Genomic DNA, 1,082 nt, shown 5'->3' on the forward strand with positions numbered 1-1,082 from the left:
CCGGATCGCCGGACGTCGTAGTCTCGGCAGGTGACATGGCGGACGAGAACTTCGCCTCAGCACTCGTCGCCACGCACGGCGATCGGTTCGGCTCCATGCGGGCCCTCATCCTCAACGCCGGAGTGGGAACCAGTGGGCGAGTAGCGGATTACCCCATGCGACGATTCGACAAGACCGTCGCCGTCAATCTGCGGACACCGTTCGCGCTCCTGCAAGCATCGCTGCCGCTCCTGCGCACTGCGGCGGACGCGGACCTTGCCGGTGGCGCGAAAGTGATCGCTCTCGCCTCGATGGCCGGCGTGTATGCCGAGAGCGGCCTGGCCGTCTACGGAGCCACCAAAGCTGCACTCATTTCGATGGTCGAAGCACTCAATGCCGAGGAATCCGGAAACGGAGTGAGCGCGACGGCCATTGCTCCCGGTTACGTCGACACGGACATGTCGGCGTGGACGCACGATCGGATCACACCCGAGACCATGATCAAGGTCGACGACATCGTGGAGTTGGTGGACGGTCTGCTCAAGCTCTCGTCTCGAGCGGTCGTTCCGAAGGTCGTCATGGCGCGGGCCGGGACCAACGGCTACTCCGCCTGAAATTTCAATCCAGCTTGGCTTCGCCCCGCTTGCGGAAAAAGTGGAAGCCGGGCACTCCGACGATCGCCTGACGCAGGTCCTTGACCACTCCGAGGAGTTCGTGGATCTCGGGCGAGACGGAGTCCAAGGTTCCGAGGATGGGCAGGACCGCGGTCACGCGGTCGGTGAGCTCCGGCAGTTGGTCGATCAGTTTGATCGCGGCGCTGACCTCCGCCTCGGACAGGTCGTCGGCGAATCTGGCCGCCAGCGGCGCGAGCTGCAACGCAATGGGCTCGTAGATCTCGAGGAGCTGTCCCGCGATGTCCGAGGTCTGCTCGACGGCCTCGACCAGCGTCTCAGCTCGAATGGTCACGGCGGCGGCTCCGATGACGACGCGGTCGGCGTTGTCGGCGATCTGGTTGATGCGTGCCACCAACCTCTCGACCGAGAAGAGGAGCGCCTCGAGTCGAGCGGGCAGGGTGACCGCAAAAGCGACCGTGGACAGGGACC

2 protein-coding genes are annotated in these 1,082 nt (G+C 64.8%); one reads left to right on the plus strand and one right to left on the minus strand.

What is annotated here, in order from left to right:
- Nucleotides 1-593: SDR family NAD(P)-dependent oxidoreductase (locus tag ABT116_RS49605; RefSeq protein ID WP_351648302.1), on the plus strand; the 593-nt coding region annotated here is incomplete at its 5' end.
- A gap of 4 nt (nt 594-597) precedes the next feature.
- Here the strand turns inward: ABT116_RS49605 and ABT116_RS49610 are convergent.
- Nucleotides 598-1,082, minus strand: a 485-nt coding sequence (locus ABT116_RS49610) for a hypothetical protein (protein WP_351648304.1), incomplete at its 5' end; no start/stop codon positions are given.

It is taken from the genome of Streptomyces sp. NPDC002130, from assembly GCF_040296465.1.
In the GTDB taxonomy this organism is placed as follows: Bacteria; Actinomycetota; Actinomycetes; order Streptomycetales; family Streptomycetaceae; genus Streptomyces.